This is a genomic window from Salmonella sp. SAL04196 (genome assembly GCF_046550835.1).
GTDB lineage: Bacteria > Pseudomonadota > Gammaproteobacteria > Enterobacterales > Enterobacteriaceae > Salmonella > Salmonella enterica.
In genome coordinates, this window is record NZ_JBGDXE010000005.1 from 215155 (window position 1) to 235232 (window position 20078).

At 52.8% G+C, this 20078-nt stretch carries 18 protein-coding genes and 1 tRNA gene; 15 read left to right on the forward strand and 4 right to left on the reverse strand.

Going from position 1 to position 20078, the window contains the following annotated elements; translation table 11 throughout:
- The first annotated feature begins 410 nt into the window (after nucleotides 1-410).
- The 4 genes from pgtC (at nucleotide 411) to pgtE (ending at nucleotide 6050) form a co-directional block, all read left to right on the forward strand.
- Entirely contained in the window at nucleotides 411-1604 is a 1194-nt protein-coding gene (gene pgtC / locus ACLJPE_RS17890; RefSeq protein ID WP_000467983.1) for a phosphoglycerate transport regulator PgtC, read from the forward strand.
- Nucleotides 1601-3607: a two-component system sensor histidine kinase PgtB gene (gene pgtB, locus ACLJPE_RS17895; protein WP_000678501.1), complete on the forward strand. Its 2007-nt coding sequence runs from the start codon at nucleotides 1601-1603 to the stop codon at nucleotides 3605-3607. The genes pgtC and pgtB overlap by 4 nt, the downstream gene beginning before the upstream one ends.
- Nucleotides 3597-4844, forward strand: coding sequence for a two-component system response regulator PgtA (gene pgtA / locus ACLJPE_RS17900; protein WP_000930843.1), 1248 nt, complete (start codon nucleotides 3597-3599; stop codon nucleotides 4842-4844). Before pgtB ends, pgtA begins: the two co-directional genes overlap by 11 nt.
- 267 nt (nucleotides 4845-5111) lie before the next feature.
- A complete protein-coding gene (gene pgtE, locus ACLJPE_RS17905; protein WP_000716003.1) occupies nucleotides 5112-6050 on the forward strand; it encodes an omptin family outer membrane protease PgtE in 939 nt (312 codons plus the stop codon).
- Nucleotides 6051-6205: 155 nt separating this feature from the next.
- Here the strand turns inward: pgtE and ACLJPE_RS17910 are convergent.
- Nucleotides 6206-6280 (reverse strand) — tRNA-Arg (locus ACLJPE_RS17910).
- Between the two features lie 75 nt (nucleotides 6281-6355).
- Nucleotides 6356-7297: a formate/nitrite transporter family protein gene (locus ACLJPE_RS17915; protein ID WP_000377772.1), complete on the reverse strand. Its 942-nt coding sequence runs from the start codon at nucleotides 7295-7297 to the stop codon at nucleotides 6356-6358.
- 288 nt (nucleotides 7298-7585) lie between these two features.
- On the opposite strand from ACLJPE_RS17915, the gene mlaA reads away from it, so the two are divergent.
- Nucleotides 7586-8341 (forward strand): phospholipid-binding lipoprotein MlaA, encoded by a 756-nt coding sequence (gene mlaA / locus ACLJPE_RS17920; RefSeq protein WP_000776787.1) that lies wholly within the window; start codon nucleotides 7586-7588, stop codon nucleotides 8339-8341.
- Nucleotides 8342-8401: 60 nt separating this feature from the next.
- Here mlaA and fadL read toward each other — a convergent pair whose 3' ends face one another.
- Nucleotides 8402-9709, reverse strand: a complete 1308-nt coding sequence (fadL, locus tag ACLJPE_RS17925; protein ID WP_001549822.1) for a long-chain fatty acid transporter FadL — start codon at nucleotides 9707-9709, stop codon at nucleotides 8402-8404.
- Nucleotides 9710-10079: 370 nt separating this feature from the next.
- On the opposite strand from fadL, the gene ACLJPE_RS17930 reads away from it, so the two are divergent.
- The 4 genes from ACLJPE_RS17930 to sixA all read left to right on the forward strand — a co-directional run bounded on the left by ACLJPE_RS17930 (nucleotide 10080) and on the right by sixA (nucleotide 14693).
- Nucleotides 10080-10364 (forward strand): YfcZ/YiiS family protein, encoded by a 285-nt coding sequence (locus ACLJPE_RS17930; RefSeq protein WP_000030904.1) that lies wholly within the window; start codon nucleotides 10080-10082, stop codon nucleotides 10362-10364.
- A 177-nt stretch (nucleotides 10365-10541) separates the two neighbouring features.
- Entirely contained in the window at nucleotides 10542-11852 is a 1311-nt protein-coding gene (fadI, locus tag ACLJPE_RS17935) for an acetyl-CoA C-acyltransferase FadI (protein ID WP_001248130.1), read from the forward strand.
- Nucleotides 11852-13999: a fatty acid oxidation complex subunit alpha FadJ gene (gene fadJ / locus ACLJPE_RS17940; RefSeq protein ID WP_000214136.1), complete on the forward strand. Its 2148-nt coding sequence runs from the start codon at nucleotides 11852-11854 to the stop codon at nucleotides 13997-13999. Before fadI ends, fadJ begins: the two co-directional genes overlap by 1 nt.
- A 208-nt stretch (nucleotides 14000-14207) precedes the next feature.
- Entirely contained in the window at nucleotides 14208-14693 is a 486-nt protein-coding gene (gene sixA, locus ACLJPE_RS17945; protein WP_001195805.1) for a phosphohistidine phosphatase SixA, read from the forward strand.
- 99 nt (nucleotides 14694-14792) lie between these two features.
- Here the strand turns inward: sixA and smrB are convergent, their stop codons facing one another.
- Nucleotides 14793-15344 (reverse strand): endonuclease SmrB, encoded by a 552-nt coding sequence (gene smrB / locus ACLJPE_RS17950; protein ID WP_000730794.1) that lies wholly within the window; start codon nucleotides 15342-15344, stop codon nucleotides 14793-14795.
- A 165-nt stretch (nucleotides 15345-15509) separates the two neighbouring features.
- Here smrB and prmB point away from each other — a divergent pair, with 165 nt between their 5' ends.
- Genes prmB through ACLJPE_RS17980 form a run of 6 tightly spaced genes read left to right on the forward strand, consistent with a single transcriptional unit; the run spans nucleotide 15510 to nucleotide 20056 of the window.
- Nucleotides 15510-16442 carry a 50S ribosomal protein L3 N(5)-glutamine methyltransferase gene (prmB, locus tag ACLJPE_RS17955; RefSeq protein ID WP_001542329.1) on the forward strand — a complete coding sequence of 311 codons (933 nt, stop codon included), beginning with the start codon at nucleotides 15510-15512 and terminating at the stop codon, nucleotides 16440-16442.
- 35 nt (nucleotides 16443-16477) lie between these two features.
- A complete protein-coding gene (gene aroC, locus ACLJPE_RS17960; RefSeq protein ID WP_000918451.1) occupies nucleotides 16478-17563 on the forward strand; it encodes a chorismate synthase in 1086 nt (361 codons plus the stop codon).
- A gap of 3 nt (nucleotides 17564-17566) precedes the next feature.
- Nucleotides 17567-18391: a penicillin-insensitive murein endopeptidase gene (gene mepA / locus ACLJPE_RS17965; protein ID WP_000750429.1), complete on the forward strand. Its 825-nt coding sequence runs from the start codon at nucleotides 17567-17569 to the stop codon at nucleotides 18389-18391.
- The gene (locus tag ACLJPE_RS17970; RefSeq protein WP_000368596.1) at nucleotides 18391-19200 is read left to right on the forward strand and encodes a sulfite exporter TauE/SafE family protein; all 810 of its coding nucleotides are present in this window, start codon (nucleotides 18391-18393) and stop codon (nucleotides 19198-19200) included. Before mepA ends, ACLJPE_RS17970 begins: the two co-directional genes overlap by 1 nt.
- The gene (locus ACLJPE_RS17975; protein WP_001089211.1) at nucleotides 19200-19748 is read left to right on the forward strand and encodes an elongation factor P hydroxylase; all 549 of its coding nucleotides are present in this window, start codon (nucleotides 19200-19202) and stop codon (nucleotides 19746-19748) included. Before ACLJPE_RS17970 ends, ACLJPE_RS17975 begins: the two co-directional genes overlap by 1 nt.
- Before the next feature lie 32 nt (nucleotides 19749-19780).
- Nucleotides 19781-20056 (forward strand): YfcL family protein, encoded by a 276-nt coding sequence (locus ACLJPE_RS17980; RefSeq protein WP_000559749.1) that lies wholly within the window; start codon nucleotides 19781-19783, stop codon nucleotides 20054-20056.
- The last annotated feature ends 22 nt before the right edge of the window (nucleotides 20057-20078 follow it).

Sequence of the window (20078 nt, forward strand, 5' to 3'; positions counted from 1 at the left end):
ATGAACATCAGGAGGTTTTGTCGGTAGAGTGAAAGGAGTGACAATAAAATTCAAGTCGAAGAAATGTGTCAAAATTGACTCAATTGGGTGAATTTAAAGGTTATTTTTGACCCATCCTGAAGGGTGTGGTGAAACTTTAATTATTGGCATGGCCGTTTTATCGTTAGCATGTGCGGATATTAACAAATTTGCTGCCAGTAATCTGATACGCTTTATTGATGTTTTCGAGCGACGGACCCGTTATTATTCAAATAACGCTGTTCTGGATGCCAACAGAAATAAAAGGGTAAGTTTTGTCTCAATATTTTCTTTATGTGATATCGATATTTATGAACGGGATCACAAATCGACTTTTCTCATGCTGTGGTCGTTTCGCCAGAGTGGGCGCTTTTACGCTATGGCTGGCGGCGATGTTCGGTTCTTGCCAAGCGTACAGCCGCGAGCTGGTGATGGCAACGACCTTTTCACCCAGCGCGACCGCCTGGATTATCCAGCGCTGGCAGACGGAGCCGGGTTCCGTCATGATTCGTACGCTCAACCGCACCAGCGGTTCTTTAGAGCAATTACTTGATACGGCGAATGCGGAAAATGTCGATCTGATCCTGACGTCATCCCCCATGCTGTTGCAACACCTTCAGGAGCACCAAAAGCTGGCGCTATTAGATAGCGCGCCTGCCGCCAGCCAGAAGCTGGTGCCGCGTTCTATCCGCTCAACTTCAGTGGCGGTAGCGGTATCCGGATTTGGGCTATTGATCAATCGTTCAGCGCTCGCTGCGCGCCATCTTCCGCCGCCTGCCGACTGGCAGGATATGGGCCTGCCCAGTTACCAGGGCGCTCTATTAATGAGCAGTCCGTCACGCTCAGACACCAATCATTTGATGGTGGAGTCGCTGTTGCAGCAAAAAGGCTGGACGGCAGGGTGGGCGACGCTGCTGGCAATCTCGGGTAATTTGGTCACGATTTCCTCTCGCAGTTTCGGCGTAGCGGATAAAATCAAAAGCGGGCTTGGCGTTGCCGGGCCGGTCATTGATAACTATGCTAATTTGCTACTTAACGATCCTAATCTTGCTTTTACCTATTTCCCGTATTCTGCGGTGTCGCCCACTTACGTCGCGGTGTTGAAAAACAGCCGTCATGCAGACGAAGCGCGTGCTTTTATTCATTACTTATTAAGTCCGAAAGGGCAAAGGATACTGGCTGACGCGAATACCGGTAAGTATCCCGTCGCACCGCTTAGCGCCGATAATCCTCGCGCCGCGCAACAACAGCGTTTGATGGCCCAGCCGCCGTTGAACTATCGTCTGATCCTGAAGCGTCAGCAACTGGTACAACGCATGTTTGATACCGCGATCAGTTTTCGTCTCGCGCAGCTTAAAGATGCATGGCGAGCGTTGCACAGCGCAGAAACGCGGCTTAAACGCCCCTTACCTGAAATCAGAGCCTTATTGACCAGCGTCCCGGTGGATGCGGCAAGCAGCGAAGATGAAACCTGGCTGGCGCAGTTTGATAATAAAAGCTTTGCCGAACAAAAAATGATGGAGTGGCAGATCTGGTTTCTGAACAATCAGCGGCTGGCGATTCACAAACTGGAAGAGCTGAAATGAAGGGGAGATTATTGCAACGGCTTCGTCAGCTCAGTATCAGCAACAGTTTACGGGGTGCATTTTTAACGGGCGCATTACTGACGCTGATTGTCAGTATGGTCAGCCTTTATTCCTGGCATGAGCAAAGTTCGCAGGTTCGCTATTCGCTTGATGAATATTTCCCTCGCATCCATTCCGCTTTTTTAATTGAGGGGAACCTGAATCTGGCCGTGGATCAACTCAATGAATTTTTGTTGGCGCCGAACACGACGGTACGTTTGCAGTTACGTACGCAGATTATTCAGCATCTGGATAAGATTGAGCGTCTCAGTCAGGGGCTTCAGCTTGCTGAGCGCCGGCAACTGTCCGTCATTTTACAGGATAGCCGGACCTTGCTGGCGGAGCTGGACAACGCCCTCTACAACATGTTTTTGGTGCGGGAGAAAGTCAGCGAGCTTTCCGCTCGTATTGACTGGCTCCATGATGATTTCACCACGGAGCTAAATTCGCTGGTACAGGATTTTACCTGGCAGCAGGGGACTCTGCTCGATCAAATTGAGGCGAATCAGGGCGATGCAGCGCAGTACTTGCAACGTTCGCGCGAGGTGCAGAACGAGCAGCAACAGGTATATACCCTGGCGCGAATTGAAAATCAGATTGTTGACGACCTGCGCGACAGATTGAATGAGCTCAAGTCCGGCAATAATGACGGGATGCTGGTGGAGACCCATATTCGCTATCTGGAAAACCTAAAAAAAACGGCGGATGAGAATATTCGTGCGCTCGATGACTGGCCCAGTACGATCACGCTGCGGCAAACCATCGACGAACTATTGGAAATCGGGATGGTAAAAAATAAGATGCCCGATACCATGCGCGATTATGTTGCGGCGCAAAAAGCCTTACTGGACGCCAGCCGCGCCAGAGAGGCTACGCTAGGGCGCTTTCGCACGCTGCTTGAGGCGCAGTTAGGTAGTAGTCACCAGCAAATGCAGACGTTCAATCAACGCCTGGAACAGATTGTCCGCGTTAGCGGCGGGCTTATTTTAGTGGCGACGCTCCTGGCGTTGTTGCTGGCCTGGGGACTCAACCACTATTTTATCCGTTCCCGGCTGGTAAAGCGTTTTACCGCGCTTAATCAGGCTGTGGTACAGATAGGGCTGGGGAGAACCGACTCGACTATCCCGGTTTACGGGCGCGATGAGCTAGGACGGATAGCCCGTTTGCTACGTCATACGCTGGGCCAGCTCAATATGCAACGCAGGCAGCTTGAACAAGAGGTCGCCGAGCGCAAAGAGATAGAAGCCGACCTGCGCGCCATGCAGGATGAGTTGATTCAGACGGCGAAACTGGCGGTAGTCGGCCAGACCATGACCACGCTGGCGCATGAAATTAACCAGCCGCTGAATGCGCTTTCAATGTATTTATTTACGGCGGGACGCGCGATTGAACAAGGTCAGAGCGGACAGGCGAGAAATACTCTCACCAAAGCGGAAGGGCTCATTAACCGGATTGACGCCATCATCCGTTCGCTGCGGCAGTTTACCCGCCGGGCGGAGCTGGAAACGCCATTGTATCCCGTTGATCTGCGCCAAACTTTCGTGGCGGCATGGGAGTTATTGGCCATGCGCCACCAATCCCGGCAGGGAGCGCTTTCACTGCCAACCGACACCGTATGGGTTAGCGGCGATGAAGTGCGTATTCAGCAGGTTCTGGTGAATGTACTGGCGAATGCGCTTGACGCCTGTTCGCATGATGCGGCGATCGCGGTGACGTGGCAGACGCAGGGAGAGGCGCTGGAGGTTTATATTGCAGATAACGGCCCTGGCTGGCCTGTGGCGCTGTTGCCCTCTTTACTCAAGCCATTTACTACCAGTAAAGCTGTCGGATTGGGTATTGGGCTGTCGATTAGCGTGTCGCTGATGGCGCAAATGAAGGGCGACCTGCGTCTGGCGTCGACGCTGACGCGTAACGCTTGCGTGGTGCTGCAATTCTCGGTAACGGATGTCGATGATGTTGAATGATGAATGTTCTATTTTGCTGATTGATGATGACGTTGATGTACTTGACGCCTATACCCAAATGCTTGAGCAGGCAGGCTACCGCGTGCGTGGCTTTACCCATCCTTTCGAGGCCAAAGAGTGGGTAAAAGCGGATTGGGAGGGGATCGTTTTGAGCGATGTATGTATGCCGGGGTGTTCCGGTATCGATCTTATGACGCTGTTTCATCAGGATGACGATCAACTGCCAATCTTATTGATTACCGGACATGGCGATGTACCGATGGCGGTTGATGCGGTGAAAAAGGGCGCCTGGGATTTTCTGCAAAAACCCGTCGATCCGGGCAAGCTGTTGATATTAATTGAAGACGCGCTACGCCAGCGCCGGTCGGTCATTGCACGGCGGCAATATTGCCAGCAGACGTTACAGGTTGAACTGATTGGGCGCAGCGAGTGGATGAATCAGTTTCGACAACGGTTACAACAACTGGCGGAAACGGACATTGCCGTATGGTTTTACGGTGAGCATGGCACTGGACGTATGACTGGCGCCCGTTATCTCCATCAACTGGGGCGTAACGCGAAAGGGCCGTTTGTACGCTATGAACTCACGCCGGAGAATGCCGGGCAGTTGGAGACATTCATCGACCAGGCGCAAGGAGGTACGCTGGTGTTGAGTCATCCCGAATATCTGACACGCGAACAGCAGCACCATCTGGCGCGTTTACAAAGCCTGGAGCATCGGCCTTTTCGTTTGGTGGGCGTTGGCAGCGCTTCGCTGGTGGAGCAGGCGGCAGCTAACCAGATTGCGGCCGAGCTTTACTACTGTTTCGCCATGACCCAAATCGCCTGCCAGTCTCTTTCTCAGCGACCGGATGATATCGAGCCGTTATTTCGCCATTATCTTCGAAAAGCCTGCCTGCGACTCAATCATCCCGTGCCGGAAATAGCGGGGGAATTACTGAAAGGAATAATGCGACGCGCCTGGCCAAGCAATGTGCGCGAACTGGCTAATGCGGCAGAGCTTTTTGCTGTTGGCGTGCTGCCGCTGGCGGAAACGGTCAACCCGCAGTTGCTTCTTCAGGAGCCGACCCCGCTTGACCGGCGCGTTGAAGAGTATGAGCGACAAATTATTACCGAAGCATTAAATATTCATCAGGGACGAATTAATGAAGTGGCGGAGTACCTGCAAATTCCCCGTAAAAAACTTTATCTGCGCATGAAAAAATATGGTTTAAGTAAAGAGCATTATAAATTCTGATATTACAGTTACTTTCAATCTGGCTGACAACATCAGCAACGATGTCGTTAGCCAGATAACGCCGCATCACCGTAATGGTAAATCATTCCATCATGATTATAGCTTGCTTATTATTCTCCTGAGCATCGAATTCTATTTCTTAACTTCAATATAAAGTAAAAATGCGTCAATTTCTCTGGCATAATAAATGTACTCTTGTCCGACGATTTGACAAGATGAAAACTTCATTACCTCTCCAGATTACATCTGAATATGAGGACAAGAGAAATGAAAAAACATGCTATTGCAGTAATGATGATCGCCGTATTTTCTGAGTCGGCTTATGCGGAGTCTACCTTATTTATTCCGGACGTCTCTCCTGAGAGCGTCACGACATCCCTTTCTGTGGGGGTGTTAAATGGTAAATCCAGGGAGCTGGTTTATGATACCGACACCGGGCGGAAGCTGAGTCAACTGGACTGGAAAATAAAAAATGTCGCCACGTTGCAGGGGGATTTATCATGGGAACCCTATTCGTTCATGACGCTGGACGCCCGCGGCTGGACGTCTTTGGCGTCGGGATCGGGTCATATGGTTGACCATGACTGGATGAGCAGTGAGCAGCCTGGCTGGACCGATCGTTCAATTCATCCGGACACCAGCGCCAACTATGCTAATGAATACGATTTGAACGTGAAAGGTTGGTTATTGCAGGGCGATAACTACAAGGCGGGCGTAACAGCGGGCTATCAGGAAACCCGTTTTAGCTGGACGGCAAGAGGCGGGTCTTATATTTATGATAATGGTCGGTATATTGGTAATTTTCCTCATGGCGTGCGCGGCATAGGTTATAGCCAGCGTTTCGAAATGCCCTATATCGGGCTGGCGGGTGATTATCGTATTAATGACTTTGAGTGTAATGTACTGTTAAAATACAGCGACTGGGTAAATGCGCATGATAATGACGAACACTACATGCGCAAACTTACCTTCCGTGAAAAAACGGAAAATTCACGATATTATGGCGCTTCTATTGACGCCGGATATTATATTACCAGTAATGCAAAAATCTTTGCTGAGTTTGCTTACAGTAAATATGAAGAAGGTAAGGGCGGTACGCAAATCATAGATAAAACCAGCGGTGATACGGCTTATTTTGGTGGCGATGCCGCAGGTATAGCTAATAATAACTATACGGTTACCGCGGGGTTGCAGTACCGCTTCTAGACCACATCAGGATGTCATCGGTCATAACCGGCCGATGACGACTTTTTGCTGAACGTATGGCATGTCCGGTGATATTGCATAGGGGCAATAAAAGCAACATGAAAGGGGACCGCTCGAAAGGTTATGCAGCAAGAAGAGAATGTCCTGGGTATCAATGGTGTCCCCTGCAGGAATCGAACCTGCAACTAGCCCTTAGGAGGGGCTCGTTATATCCATTTAACTAAGGGGACAACGCGCCGCCAGTATAGCGTTTTTTATTCGCCGGAGTAAGTGTAGCGCCGCCTGACTGGTTAAACCGTCGCCACTCAGCGCTGTTTTTCCGCTTTTTTCCGCTCCCGTTCCAGGCGCTCGCCGCGTAGCCTCGCTTCTTCCTTACGCTTATTGCTCATATCGTTGCGGATCTGCGCGTGGCTCATCAATGCGAAAATAAAGGTGCCGCCGCAGATATTTCCGGCAAGTGTGGGAAGGGCGAAGGGCCAGAGAAAGTCGCTCCAGGGCAGCGTGCCGTTGAAAACCAAATACAAAATTTCAACGGAACCGACGACAATATGGGTGGTATCGCCCAGCGCGATAAGCCAGGTCATCAAAATAATGACCACAATTTTTGCCCCGCCTGCAGCAGGAAACATCCATACCATTGTGGCGATGATCCAGCCAGAGATAATCGCGTTGGCAAACATCTCCGTTGGGCTATTTTTCATGACCTCCATACCAATTTTGACAAAGGCGTCGCGGGTCTCTTCATCAAATATAGGCATATATTCAAATGCCCACGCCGCAACCCCGGTGCCAATAAGGTTGCCCAATAAGACTACGCCCCATAAGCGCATCAGCAGGCCAACGTTACTCAGAGTGGGATTTTGCATTACCGGCAATACGGCAGTAACGGTATTTTCAGTAAATAATTGCTGGCGGGCCATGATGACAATGATAAAACCAAAGGTATAGCCGAGATTTTCCAGTAAAAAGCCGCCGGGAACGCCTTCAAGCTGCACGTGGAAAATCCCTTTCGCCAGGAGTGATGCCCCCATAGAAAGTCCTGCGGCAATGGCTGACCAGAGCAAAGCCATCGCATCGCGTTCCATTTCTTTTTCACCATCCTGGCGAATATGTTCATGAATCGCCATGGCGCGGGAAGGAAGACGATCTTCATCCACTTCAATCTCTTTACCGCTTTGTTTTTCTTCGCTTTCAACTTCCAGGTCACTGCTGTGCCGGTTAATTTTATCGTCGTTAAGGCTATCCATGATGATCTCTGCTGATTAACACATATTAATAAAGCGTAGCGGTTTTTCATTTACCCAGGCCGGGGCATTCTCCGAAAAAATAAAAATGATCACGCTCGTTTTTATCTGTTTCGTTAGAATAGGGCCGTCACGTTGTTGCGTTACCAGGCTATGCTCAGAGCAATGAGATCGCGCATATAGACATCGTTTGACGTGCTGTTAAAATCGCTCACACCTAAACAGGCGGATACGGTAGCGTTCCGTCATGGATGGCAATCAGCGATAGCCATAATTCACAGGGAGACATCTATGAAGCTTCGCCTGTCGGCGCTGGCGCTGGGAACCACACTGCTGGTCGGGTGTGCGAGTTCCGGTACAGAACAGCAGGGGCGTTCAGACCCATTTGAAGGGTTTAACCGCACCATGTACAACTTCAACTTTAATGTGCTGGACCCGTATGTTGTTCGGCCGGTCGCGGTCGCCTGGCGTGATTATGTTCCACAGCCTGCGCGTAACGGTTTAAGTAATTTCACCGGCAACCTCGAAGAACCGGCGATCATGGTGAACTATTTCCTGCAGGGCGATCCTTATCAGGGTATGGTGCATTTCACCCGTTTCTTCCTGAATACCTTATTAGGGATGGGCGGCTTTATTGACGTCGCGGGAATGGCGAATCCTAAGCTGCAGCGCGTTGAACCGCATCGCTTTGGCAGTACGCTGGGCCATTATGGCGTGGGGTATGGGCCTTATATGCAACTTCCGTTCTACGGCAGCTTCACGCTGCGTGAAGATGGCGGGGATATGGCGGATACCTTGTATCCGGTGCTCTCGTGGTTGACCTGGCCAATGTCCATAGGAAAATGGACTATCGAAGGGATAGAAACCCGCGCGCAGTTGCTGGACTCCGATGGTTTGCTGCGCCAGTCTTCCGATCCTTATATTATGGTGCGCGAGGCGTACTTCCAGCGTCATGACTTTATCGCCAATGGCGGAAAACTCAAGCCGCAGGAAAACCCGAACGCGCAGGCGATTCAGGACGAACTCAAAGAGATCGACTCGGAATAAACGGCAGTAAATAAAAAGGTGAGCGCAATGCTCACCTTTTTGATCCGTTTCAGAAAGAGATTAGAACGCGTAGTTAAAGTTAGTACCGAACAGCCAGGCTTTCCCTTCAGATTCAAACTGATAAGGGCCTTCATTAATTTTCACGCTCTGACCATGCATATAAGAGACGCCAACGTCGACAGACGCATCTTTGTTAAAGGCGTAAGTCGTACCGGCGCTCAGCCAGAAACGGTCCTGGTCCGGAATAGAGATAGAACGGTTTTGCGCTGGTACCGGGCTGTCATCGAAGGCGATACCGGTACGGAACGTCCAGTTGTCATCGTAGTAATAGGTGGTACCCAACGCAATGCGATAAGCGTCTTTAAAGCCTTCATGCTTCTCAAAGAGCGTATCGCCGGCGGTCGATTTTGCCTTCAATTCCTGGAACTGACTCCAGCTGGTATAGGCCAGGCTATAGTGGATGGCCCACTGTGGCGCCACACGGTTATAACCGGACACTTCCCACATTTCCGGCAGATTCAGCGTCAGGTAGCCTGACTGCGTCGCGCCGCCGGTTGCCGTTGGGATGGGCAGATTAAATTGGTTTATAGCGATGGGAAGATCGCTACTGTAGTTGCCTTTAAAGTCAATTTTGACTTCCGAGCGGTAGGTCAGCGCGTAGCGGTTATTTTTATCCAGTTCATAAAGGATCCCGGCATTCCAGCCAAAGCCCCACTGATTACCGTTCAGGTGGGCAATCTTGGTATCGCTGGGAATCCGACCCGCGACCGGCGCCAGCGCCGGATTCTGTGCCGCGACCAACTGGCCTAAATCGCCCGCAAAACGTTCGATTTTCGCGCGCGCGTATACCGCATCAAAGCCGAGGCCGAAGCTCCAGGCCTCATTTAAGCGATAAGCGCCGCTTAAATTCAGGTTCATGGTTTCAAGATCGGTCGTACCGCCAACCGAGCCGCCGGCGTATGTGTCGTTAAACTCTGTCGCCAGACCATAGTTAGAGGTAATAGAAGCTCCCCAGCCAAACTGATCGTTAATCGGGGCGACAAAATGGACGTTCGGCACCCAGGCCGTCGGCGCGATGTTATCCGCATCTAACGTCCGACGAGATGGCGATGTCCCGCTAATATTAACATCAGGATCAATATAAACCGCGCCCGCTGAAAACGTCGGGCGGTCAAACATAGTAATTAACGCCGGGTTGCGGCTAACGTTACCCGCATCATCTGCGATTGCGCCTTCACCCGAATAGGCCCGGCCAAGGCCAGAGGAAGAAAATTCGTTTAACTGAAAGCCTGCAGACCAGGCTTGGGTGGAGATGATTGCCACTGCGACTGCGAGAGCAGACTTTGTAAACAGGGTTTTCTGGCTCATGACCATAACCTCATTGATTATTTTTATACAAACTATGTTACATGCTGTAACAGGAGCGCGAAGTGTAGGGTCTGCGGTACGACTTAGAAATCAGACCAGTGGCGAGAGTATAGGTCTGACCAGCTAGAATGTTGCAAGTATGTTTATAAGTTTTTTCAATTGTGATCTTAGAAACGAGATCTGGCTGGCAAAATCGGCGGGCTTAACGGTCACCCGATCGCGTGATTTTTGTTTTAGATCATTTTTAAGTGTGATTTCGGTCACTTAACGCGTTTCCCACCATTAACGACTGGAGAGGCGAATGCCGGGAGCGTAAAATATCCCCATCGTTTATCTGGCACCCTGGGTGCAAATACAGAGGAAATCTACAATGAGTAAATGCAGTGCTGATGAAACCCCGGTTTGCTGCTGTATGGACGTTGGAACCATCATGGACAACTCCGATTGCACCGCGTCATACAGCCGCGTATTCGCTACCCGCGCAGAGGCTGAAGAGACGCTGGCGGCGTTAACCGAAAAAGCGCGTAGCGTGGAGTCTGAACCTTGCCAAATTACGCCAACCTTTACCGAGGAATCCGAAGGCGTTCGTCTGGATATTGATTTTGTTTTCGCCTGCGAAGCAGAAACGCTGATCTTCCAGCTCGGCCTGCGTTAATCCGTTCATTCACGACGCCTCCGTCATCATCTGGCGGAGGCGTTTTCTTTTTTTGTCGCTTCCCTTCACTGTGCCTTAGCTCCCACTTTCTTTTCTCTCTGCTTGGCTAAATGTAAAAAATTGGTTAAGACTGTGATCAGGTCAGACCACTAATTTATTTTTTTACAGGGGAGTACTATGCGTCAGGCTTTACCGTTGGTCACCCGTCAGGGCGATCGCATTGCTATTGTCAGTGGGTTACGAACCCCCTTCGCTCGTCAGGCCACTGCATTTCATGGTATTCCCGCTGTTGATCTCGGCAAGATGGTGGTAGGCGAGCTGCTGGCGCGCAGTGAAATTCCAGCCGATGCCATTGAGCAACTGGTTTTTGGTCAGGTAGTACAAATGCCGGAAGCCCCCAATATTGCGCGCGAAATTGTGCTGGGTACGGGGATGAATGTTCATACCGATGCCTATAGCGTAAGCCGCGCCTGCGCCACCAGTTTTCAGGCGGTAGCGAATGTGGCGGAAAGCCTGATGGCCGGCACGATACGCGCGGGTATCGCTGGCGGCGCAGATTCGTCGTCGGTACTGCCAATAGGCGTGAGTAAAGCCCTGGCGCGGGTACTGGTTGATGTCAATAAAGCCCGGACGACCCGCCAACGGCTGACGCTTTTTTCTCGTCTGCGCTTACGCGACCTGCTGCCCGTTCCTCCCGCCGTTGCTGAGTATTCCACCGGTCTGCGCATGGGCGATACCGCCGAACAGATGGCGAAAACGTATGGTATTACGCGTGAACAGCAGGACGCGCTGGCGCATCGTTCACATCAGCGCGCCGCGCAGGCATGGGCGGAGGGTAAACTGGCGGAAGAAGTGATGACGACCTATGTGCCGCCGTATAAAAACCCCTTTGCAGAAGACAACAACATTCGCGGCACCTCCACGCTGGCGGACTACGCTAAACTGCGTCCCGCTTTTGACAGAAAACATGGCTCCGTGACCGCCGCCAATAGTACACCGCTGACCGACGGCGCTGCCGCCGTTATTCTGATGACCGAATCCCGCGCTAAAGAGCTGGGGCTGCACCCGCTTGGTTATCTGCGCAGCTACGCCTTTACCGCTATTGATGTCTGGCAGGACATGCTATTGGGGCCGGCCTGGTCAACGCCGCTGGCGCTGGAGCGGGCCGGGTTGACGATGGCCGATCTGACGCTTTTTGACATGCATGAAGCGTTTGCCGCCCAGACTCTGGCGAACTTACAACTGCTGGGCAGCGAACGATTTGCCCGTGAGGTGCTTGGTCGTGCGCAGGCAACAGGGGAGGTGGATGACGCTAAATTCAACGTGCTCGGCGGCTCAATCGCCTACGGGCATCCTTTTGCCGCAACGGGCGCGCGGATGATAACCCAAACGTTGCATGAATTACGGCGTCGGGGCGGAGGTTTTGGCCTGGTCACGGCCTGCGCGGCTGGCGGTCTTGGCGCGGCGATGGTTCTGGAGGCGGAATAATGACTACCACATCAGCTTTTATGCTTAACGTGCGTCTGGATAATGTCGCGGTTGTCGCTATTGATGTCCCTGGAGAAAAGGTGAACACCCTGAAAGCGGAGTTTGCCGCGCAGGTACGCGCCATCCTGAAGCAGATCCGGGAAAATAAAGCGTTGCAGGGCGTTGTTTTTATCTCAGCCAAAGCAGATAACTTTATTGCTGGCGCTGATATCAACATGATAGGCCACTGCCAAAACGCGCAGGAAGCGGAAACGCTGGCGCGTCAGGGGCAACAACTGATGGCGGAGATCCAGGCGTTGCCTGTTCCGGTTATCGCCGCCATTCATGGCGCCTGTCTGGGGGGCGGCCTTGAAATGGCGCTGGCCTGCCATCGGCGCATCTGTACCGATGACGTTAAAACCGTTCTTGGACTGCCGGAGGTACAGTTAGGGCTTTTACCGGGATCGGGCGGAACGCAGCGACTTCCACGGCTGGTGGGGGTCAGTACCGCGCTGGATATGATCCTGACAGGTAAACAGCTTCGCGCCAGACAGGCGCTTAAAGCCGGGCTGGTTGATGATGTGGTGCCGCAAACTATTTTACTGGAAGCGGCTGTCGAGCTGGCTAAAAAAGAACGTCTGGCGCAACGGACATTACCGGTCCGTGAACGTATCCTGGCGGGGCCGCTGGGGCGCGCGCTGTTATTTCGCCTGGTGCGTAAAAAGACGGCGCAAAAAACGCAGGGTAATTATCCGGCGACGGAGCGGATCATTGATGTGATTGAAACCGGACTGGCGCAGGGCAGCAGTAGCGGCTATGACGCGGAAGCGCGCGCTTTCGGCGAGCTGGCGATGACGCCTCAATCGCAGGCGCTGCGTGCTATTTTCTTTGCCAGTACCGAGGTGAAAAAAGATCCCGGTAGCGATGCGCCGCCCGGCCCGCTGAACAGCGTGGGCATCTTAGGCGGCGGGTTAATGGGCGGCGGTATCGCCTGGGTTACGGCCTGTAAAGGCGGCTTGCCAGTACGAATTAAGGATATAAATACTCAGGGAATCAATCATGCTCTGAAGTACAGCTGGGATCTGCTTGAAACAAAAGTACGCCGCCGCCATATCAAAGCCAGCGAACGCGATAAACAGTTGGCGTTGATATCAGGTTCGACCGATTACCGTGGTTTCAGTCATCGTGATCTGGTCATTGAAGCGGTGTTTGAAGATCTGCCGTTAAAACAACAGATGGTGGCGGAAGTGGAACAAAATTGCGCTGCTCACACCATTTTTGCCTCCAATACTTCTTCCCTGCCGATTGGCGATATTGCGGCGAATGCGGCCAGACCGGAACAGGTGATTGGATTGCACTTTTTTAGCCCGGTCGAAAAAATGCCGCTGGTTGAGGTCATTCCTCATGCGTCTACTTCCGCGCAGACCATCGCCACGACCGTTAAGCTGGCGAAAAAACAGGGTAAAACCCCGATAGTCGTCAGCGATAAAGCCGGGTTTTATGTTAACCGAATTCTTGCGCCATATATCAATGAGGCGATTCGGATGCTGACTGAAGGCGAACGCGTCGAACATATTGACGCCGCCCTGGTAAAATTTGGTTTTCCGGTGGGGCCAATCCAACTTTTGGATGAGGTAGGAATCGACACGGGCACTAAAATTATTCCTGTGCTTGAGGCGGCGTATGGAGAACGTTTTAGCGCGCCTGCAAATGTTGTCGCTTCAATTTTGAATGACGATCGCAAAGGTAGAAAAAATGGTCGCGGTTTCTATCTTTATGGCGAAAAAGGGCGTAAAAGCAAAAAACAGGTTGACCCTGCTATTTATAAGCTTATTGGCGTACAAGGGCAGAGTCGATTGTCTGCGCAGCAGGTGGCAGAGCGCTGTGTCATGTTAATGCTTAACGAAGCGGCGCGCTGTTTCGACGAAAAAGTGATTCGCAGCGCGCGCGATGGCGATATCGGCGCCGTGTTTGGTATCGGTTTTCCGCCGTTTCTCGGTGGCCCGTTCCGCTATATGGATGCTCTCGGGCCGGGTGAAATGGTGGCGACATTACAGCGCCTGGCCGCACTTTACGGTCCTCGTTACGCGCCTTGTGAACAATTAGTGCGCATGGCGGAGCGCAGGGAGCATTTCTGGACGAATAGGGAAACTGACCAGGGAAATTGAGGTCAAAGAGAATATGAATCCGCACTGAATGCCTCCTTAGTGGCGAAATAATAATCAAGGATTGACTATACTTACGCCATTGAGGTAAAAAACAGCGTTTCATTCAGTGAATGGATAAGGCACAATGCCGGCCACCGCATTTTTGCCGCAGCCAATAGGGGCATGTGGTAAGCGTGTTGGTGAAACTGGTTAACAAAAGCGGTGCAATATGCAAGTTTTTATCATGCGTCACGGCGACGCAGCCCTCGATGCCGCCAGTGATTCGGTTCGTCCCTTGACCTCTTGTGGGTGTGACGAGTCTCGCCTGATGGCGAACTGGCTGAAAGGTCAAAAAGTGGATATCGAACGTGTTCTGGTGAGTCCGTTTCTTCGGGCCGAACAGACGTTAGATGTGGTCGGCGATTGTATGAATCTGCCGGCTCAGGTGGATGTCCTGCCGGAGCTAACGCCCTGTGGCGATGTCGGTCTGGTCAGCGCCTACCTCCAGGCGCTGGCTAATGAAGAGATCGGATCGGTGCTGGTGATCTCTCACTTACCTCTGGTCGGATACCTGGTATCTGAGCTTTGTCCGGGCGAAACGCCGCCGATGTTCACGACGTCCGCAATTGCCAACGTTACGCTTGATGAAAGCGGCAAGGGGACATTCAACTGGCAAATGAGTCCCTGCAATCTGAAAATGGCGAAAGCGATTTAATCTTTGCTGCCTGATGGCGCTTCGCTTATCAGGCCTACGACAGCGCTGGCTGTTCGTAGGCTGGATAAGGCGCTTGCGCCGCCATCCGGCAATTCCGCATCAGGGTAATTCGGGCGGTTGCCACTCTTCCACTTCAATCAACACCAGCAGCGCGGCGTCGCCGCCGTACTCTTTCGGCGCCTGATGAAAGGCCATCACATGCGGATGCTGCGCCAGCCATAACGGCGTTTGCTGTTTCAGAATATGTTTACCGTGTCCATGCATGACGCAGGCGCAAAAAATATGTTCCCGACGGCAGGCGGCAATCAGCGCCCCCAGTTCCTGCTTGGCCTGAAGCTGCGTTAAGCCGTGTAAATCCAGAAACAGTTCTGGCGAATAGTCGCCGCGGCGCATTTTTTTTAGCTCGAAATGGCTGACATCTTCACGGACATACTTTACCGGCCCTTCCGTATTGAGCAGCGGCTGGAACTCATCAGAAAAATAGTGGCTGGCGTCCGCCTGTTCCTGAATTAACCTTCGGGTAGGGACTTCCGTGATTTTCTTGCGCAGTGGCCGATGGACGATAGTATCCTGTTTAATCTTTCGGGTGCCGACCATCAGCTGACGGAACAGCGCCTGGTCCTCCTCGCTGAGCGATGTTTTCTTTTTCATTCGTGGGTCTCGTCTGATCTTTTGCCTTAGTTTACCCGACCCGGAGGATATCCGAACGGTCAAAACGGATTTTTCGTATTCTCCCGCCGCGTCAATGCTGATTTATCCCTGTCTTCGTGGCAAACTAGCCGCCGAATTTAATGCGAGCATGCCCTGGAGGAATACGTGGATAAAATTTTCGTCGATGAAGCAGTAAGTGAACTGCATACCATTCAGGACATGTTGCGCTGGGCGGTAAGCCGCTTTAGCGCGGCGAATATCTGGTATGGACACGGTACCGATAACCCGTGGGATGAAGCGGTACAACTGGTGTTGCCGTCTCTTTATTTGCCGCTGGATATTCCGGAAGATATGCGGACCGCGCGGCTGACGTCCAGCGAAAAACACCGCATTGTCGAGCGAGTGATTCGTCGCATTAACGAGCGTATCCCGGTCGCCTACCTGACCAATAAAGCCTGGTTCTGCGGCCACGAATTTTATGTCGATGAGCGCGTGCTGGTGCCGCGTTCGCCGATTGGCGAGCTGATTAATAACCACTTCGCCGGCCTTATTAGTCAACAGCCGAAATATATTCTGGATATGTGTACCGGTAGCGGCTGCATCGCCATCGCCTGTGCTTATGCTTTCCCGGACGCAGAGGTTGATGCGGTCGATATTTCGCCGGATGCGCTGGCTGTCGCCGAGCATAACATTGAAGAACACGGTCTTATCCATCACGTGACGCCAATCCGTTCCGATCTGTTCCGCGATCTGCCGAAAGTTCAGTACGATCTGATTGTCACTAACCCGCCTTATGTCGATGCGGAGGATATGTCCGATCTGCCGAACGAATATCGCCACGAACCTGAGCTGGGGCTGGCGTCCGGCACTGACGGCCTAAAATTGACCCGCCGTATCCTGGGAAATGCGCCGGATTATCTGTCCGATGACGGCGTTCTGATTTGTGAAGTCGGAAACAGCATGGTACATCTGATGGAGCAGTATCCGGATGTGCCGTTCACCTGGCTGGAGTTTGACAACGGCGGCGATGGCGTCTTTATGTTGACCAAAGCGCAGTTGCTCGCGGCCCGTGAACATTTCAATATTTATAAAGATTAAAACACGCAAACGACAACAACGATAACGGAGCCGTGATGGCAGGAAACACAATTGGACAACTCTTTCGCGTAACCACTTTCGGCGAATCACACGGGCTGGCGCTTGGGTGTATCGTCGATGGCGTACCGCCCGGCATCCCGTTGACGGAGGCCGATCTGCAGCACGATCTCGACAGACGCCGCCCCGGCACCTCGCGCTATACTACCCAGCGCCGCGAACCGGACCAGGTAAAAATTCTCTCCGGCGTGTTTGATGGCGTGACGACCGGCACCAGCATTGGCCTGCTGATTGAAAACACCGATCAGCGCTCGCAGGACTACAGCGCGATTAAAGATGTTTTTCGTCCGGGACACGCGGATTACACCTATGAGCAGAAATACGGCCTGCGCGATTACCGTGGCGGTGGACGTTCTTCCGCGCGTGAAACCGCGATGCGCGTAGCGGCAGGGGCGATCGCCAAGAAATACCTGGCGGAAAAGTTCGGTATCGAAATCCGCGGCTGCCTGAGCCAGATGGGCGACATTCCGCTGGAGATTAAAGACTGGCGTCAGGTTGAGCTTAATCCGTTCTTTTGTCCCGATGCGGACAAACTTGACGCGCTGGACGAACTGATGCGCGCGCTGAAAAAAGAGGGCGACTCCATCGGCGCGAAAGTAACGGTGATGGCGAGCGGCGTGCCGGCAGGGCTTGGCGAACCGGTGTTTGACCGACTGGATGCGGACATCGCCCATGCGCTGATGAGCATCAATGCGGTGAAAGGCGTGGAGATCGGCGAAGGATTTAACGTGGTGGCGCTGCGCGGCAGCCAGAATCGCGATGAAATCACGGCGCAGGGTTTTCAGAGCAACCACGCTGGCGGCATCCTCGGTGGCATCAGTAGCGGGCAACACATTGTGGCGCATATGGCACTGAAACCTACCTCCAGCATTACCGTGCCGGGACGTACGATCAACCGGATGGGTGAAGAAGTCGAGATGATCACCAAAGGGCGCCACGATCCGTGTGTGGGGATTCGCGCAGTGCCGATCGCAGAAGCCATGCTGGCGATCGTGCTGATGGATCACCTGCTGCGCCATCGGGCACAGAATGCGGATGTAAAGACAGAGATTCCACGCTGGTAAGAAATGAAAAAAACCGCGATTGCGCTGCTGGCATGGTTTGTCAGTAGCGCCAGCCTGGCGGCGACGCCGTGGCAGAAAATAACTCATCCTGTCCCCGGCGCAGCCCAGTCTATCGGTAGCTTTGCCAACGGATGCATCATTGGCGCCGACACGTTGCCGGTACAGTCCGATAATTATCAGGTGATGCGCACCGATCAGCGCCGTTATTTCGGCCACCCGGATCTGGTCATGTTTATCCAGCGGTTGAGTCATCAGGCGCAGCAACGGGGGCTCGGAACCGTCCTGATAGGCGACATGGGGATGCCTGCCGGAGGCCGCTTTAATGGCGGACACGCCAGTCATCAGACCGGGCTTGATGTGGATATTTTCTTGCAGTTGCCGAAAACGCGCTGGAGCCAGGCGCAGCTATTGCGCCCGCAGGCGTTAGATCTGGTGTCCCGCGACGGTAAACATGTCGTGCCGTCGCGCTGGTCGTCGGATATCGCCAGTCTGATCAAACTGGCGGCACAAGACAATGACGTCACCCGTATTTTCGTCAATCCGGCCATTAAACAACAGCTTTGCCTCGATGCCGGAAGCGATCGTGACTGGCTACGTAAAGTACGCCCCTGGTTCCAGCATCGCGCGCATATGCACGTGCGTTTACGCTGCCCTGCCGACAGCCTGGAGTGCGAAGATCAACCTTTACCCCCGCCGGGCGATGGATGCGGCGCTGAACTGCAAAGCTGGTTCGAACCGCCAAAACCTGGCACCACAAAGCCTGAGAAGAAGACACCGCCGCCGTTGCCGCCTTCCTGCCAGGCGCTACTGGATGAGCATGTACTCTGATGGACAATTTTTATGATCTGTTTATGGTCTCCCCGCTGCTGCTGGTGGTGCTGTTTTTTGTCGCCGTACTGGCAGGATTTATTGATTCTATCGCCGGGGGCGGAGGGCTGCTCACTATCCCTGCGCTGATGGCCGCCGGGATGTCGCCGGCAAATGCGCTGGCGACCAATAAATTACAGGCGTGTGGCGGCTCCCTCTCATCTTCGCTCTATTTTATTCGCCGTAAAGTGGTAAACCTGGCGGAGCAAAAGCTCAATATTCTGATGACGTTCATTGGCTCGATGAGCGGTGCGCTACTGGTGCAGCACGTGCAGGCGGATATTTTGCGCCAGATCTTGCCTATCCTGGTGATTTTCATCGGCCTCTATTTTTTATTGATGCCGAAGCTGGGCGAGGAAGATCGCCAGCGCCGCCTGTATGGATTACCGTTCGCGCTGATAGCCGGGGGATGCGTCGGGTTTTACGACGGTTTTTTCGGGCCTGCCGCCGGGTCGTTTTACGCTCTGGCGTTTGTCACCTTATGTGGCTATAACCTGGCGAAATCCACGGCACATGCCAAAGTGCTTAACGCTACCTCCAACGTTGGCGGCCTGCTGTTATTTATCATCGGCGGCAAAGTGATCTGGGCGACGGGCTTCGTGATGCTGGTTGGTCAGTTTTTAGGGGCGCGAATGGGGGCGCGTCTGGTGTTGAGCAAAGGCCAAAAACTTATCAGACCGATGATCGTTATTGTCTCGGCGGTAATGAGCGCCAGGTTACTTTATGATAGCCACGGACAGGAGATCCTCCACTGGTTGGGGATGAATTAATGAACAGTACGCACCATTACGAACAGTTAATTGAGATTTTTAACGGCTGCTTTGCCGAAGAATTTAATACCCGTCTGATTAAAGGCGACGACGAACCGATCTATCTTCCTGCTGACGCGCAGGTACCGTACCACCGTATCGTCTTTGCGCATGGGTTTTACGCCAGCGCGCTGCATGAGATTTCTCACTGGTGTATCGCCGGTAAGGCGCGCCGCGAACTGGTTGACTTTGGTTACTGGTACTGCCCGGACGGACGCGACGCGCAGACTCAAAGTCAATTCGAAGACGTGGAGGTGAAGCCACAGGCTTTCGACTGGTTATTTTGCGTGGCGGCGGGGTATCCCTTTAACGTCAGTTGCGACAATCTGGAAGGCGATATTGAGCCGGATCGCGTGGCGTTTCAGCGCCGGGTTCATGCGCAGGTAATGGCGTATCTGGAGCAGGGCATTCCTGAACGTCCGGCCCGCTTCATCAAAGCGCTACAGAATTACTATCACACGCCCGAACTTAAGGCGGAACAGTTCCCGTGGCCGGAAGCGCTTAATTAAAGCCAGCGCCACGTTTACAATGAGGAAAGAAGATGATCGCGGAGTTTGAATCACGCATTCTGGCATTAATTGACGATATGGTAGAGCACGCCAGCGACGATGAGCTTTTTGCCAGTGGATACCTGCGTGGCCACCTGACGTTAGCCATTGCCGAGCTGGAGAGCGGTGATGACCACTCCGTCGAGGCGGTCTATGCCAACGTTAGCCAAAGTCTGGAAAAAGCGATCGGCGCCGGTGAACTGTCGCCGCGCGATCAGGCGTTAGTCAAAGCGATGTGGGACAATTTGTTCGACAAGGCAAAACAATAACGCCGTGGGCCGGAAGGCGACG

Excerpts from the sequence above, each read along its gene's own strand:
- ACLJPE_RS17930 (WP_000030904.1), top strand. The coding sequence starts at position 10,080 with ATGAGTAAATGCAGTGCTGATGAAACCCCGGTTTGCTGCTGTATGGAC.
- ACLJPE_RS17970 (WP_000368596.1), top strand. The coding sequence starts at position 18,391 with ATGGACAATTTTTATGATCTGTTTATGGTCTCCCCGCTGCTGCTGGTG.
- ACLJPE_RS17975 (WP_001089211.1), top strand. The coding sequence starts at position 19,200 with ATGAACAGTACGCACCATTACGAACAGTTAATTGAGATTTTTAACGGC.
- mlaA (WP_000776787.1), top strand. The coding sequence starts at position 7,586 with ATGAAGCTTCGCCTGTCGGCGCTGGCGCTGGGAACCACACTGCTGGTC.
- pgtC (WP_000467983.1), top strand. The coding sequence starts at position 411 with ATGTTCGGTTCTTGCCAAGCGTACAGCCGCGAGCTGGTGATGGCAACG.
- aroC (WP_000918451.1), top strand. The coding sequence starts at position 16,478 with ATGGCAGGAAACACAATTGGACAACTCTTTCGCGTAACCACTTTCGGC.
- pgtA (WP_000930843.1), top strand. The coding sequence starts at position 3,597 with ATGTTGAATGATGAATGTTCTATTTTGCTGATTGATGATGACGTTGAT.
- fadI (WP_001248130.1), top strand. The coding sequence starts at position 10,542 with ATGCGTCAGGCTTTACCGTTGGTCACCCGTCAGGGCGATCGCATTGCT.
- pgtE (WP_000716003.1), top strand. The coding sequence starts at position 5,112 with ATGAAAAAACATGCTATTGCAGTAATGATGATCGCCGTATTTTCTGAG.
- ACLJPE_RS17980 (WP_000559749.1), top strand. The coding sequence starts at position 19,781 with ATGATCGCGGAGTTTGAATCACGCATTCTGGCATTAATTGACGATATG.
- pgtB (WP_000678501.1), top strand. The coding sequence starts at position 1,601 with ATGAAGGGGAGATTATTGCAACGGCTTCGTCAGCTCAGTATCAGCAAC.
- ACLJPE_RS17915 (WP_000377772.1), bottom strand. The coding sequence starts at position 7,297 with ATGGATAGCCTTAACGACGATAAAATTAACCGGCACAGCAGTGACCTG.
- fadL (WP_001549822.1), bottom strand. The coding sequence starts at position 9,709 with ATGAGCCAGAAAACCCTGTTTACAAAGTCTGCTCTCGCAGTCGCAGTG.
- sixA (WP_001195805.1), top strand. The coding sequence starts at position 14,208 with ATGCAAGTTTTTATCATGCGTCACGGCGACGCAGCCCTCGATGCCGCC.
- smrB (WP_000730794.1), bottom strand. The coding sequence starts at position 15,344 with ATGAAAAAGAAAACATCGCTCAGCGAGGAGGACCAGGCGCTGTTCCGT.
- fadJ (WP_000214136.1), top strand. The coding sequence starts at position 11,852 with ATGACTACCACATCAGCTTTTATGCTTAACGTGCGTCTGGATAATGTC.
- mepA (WP_000750429.1), top strand. The coding sequence starts at position 17,567 with ATGAAAAAAACCGCGATTGCGCTGCTGGCATGGTTTGTCAGTAGCGCC.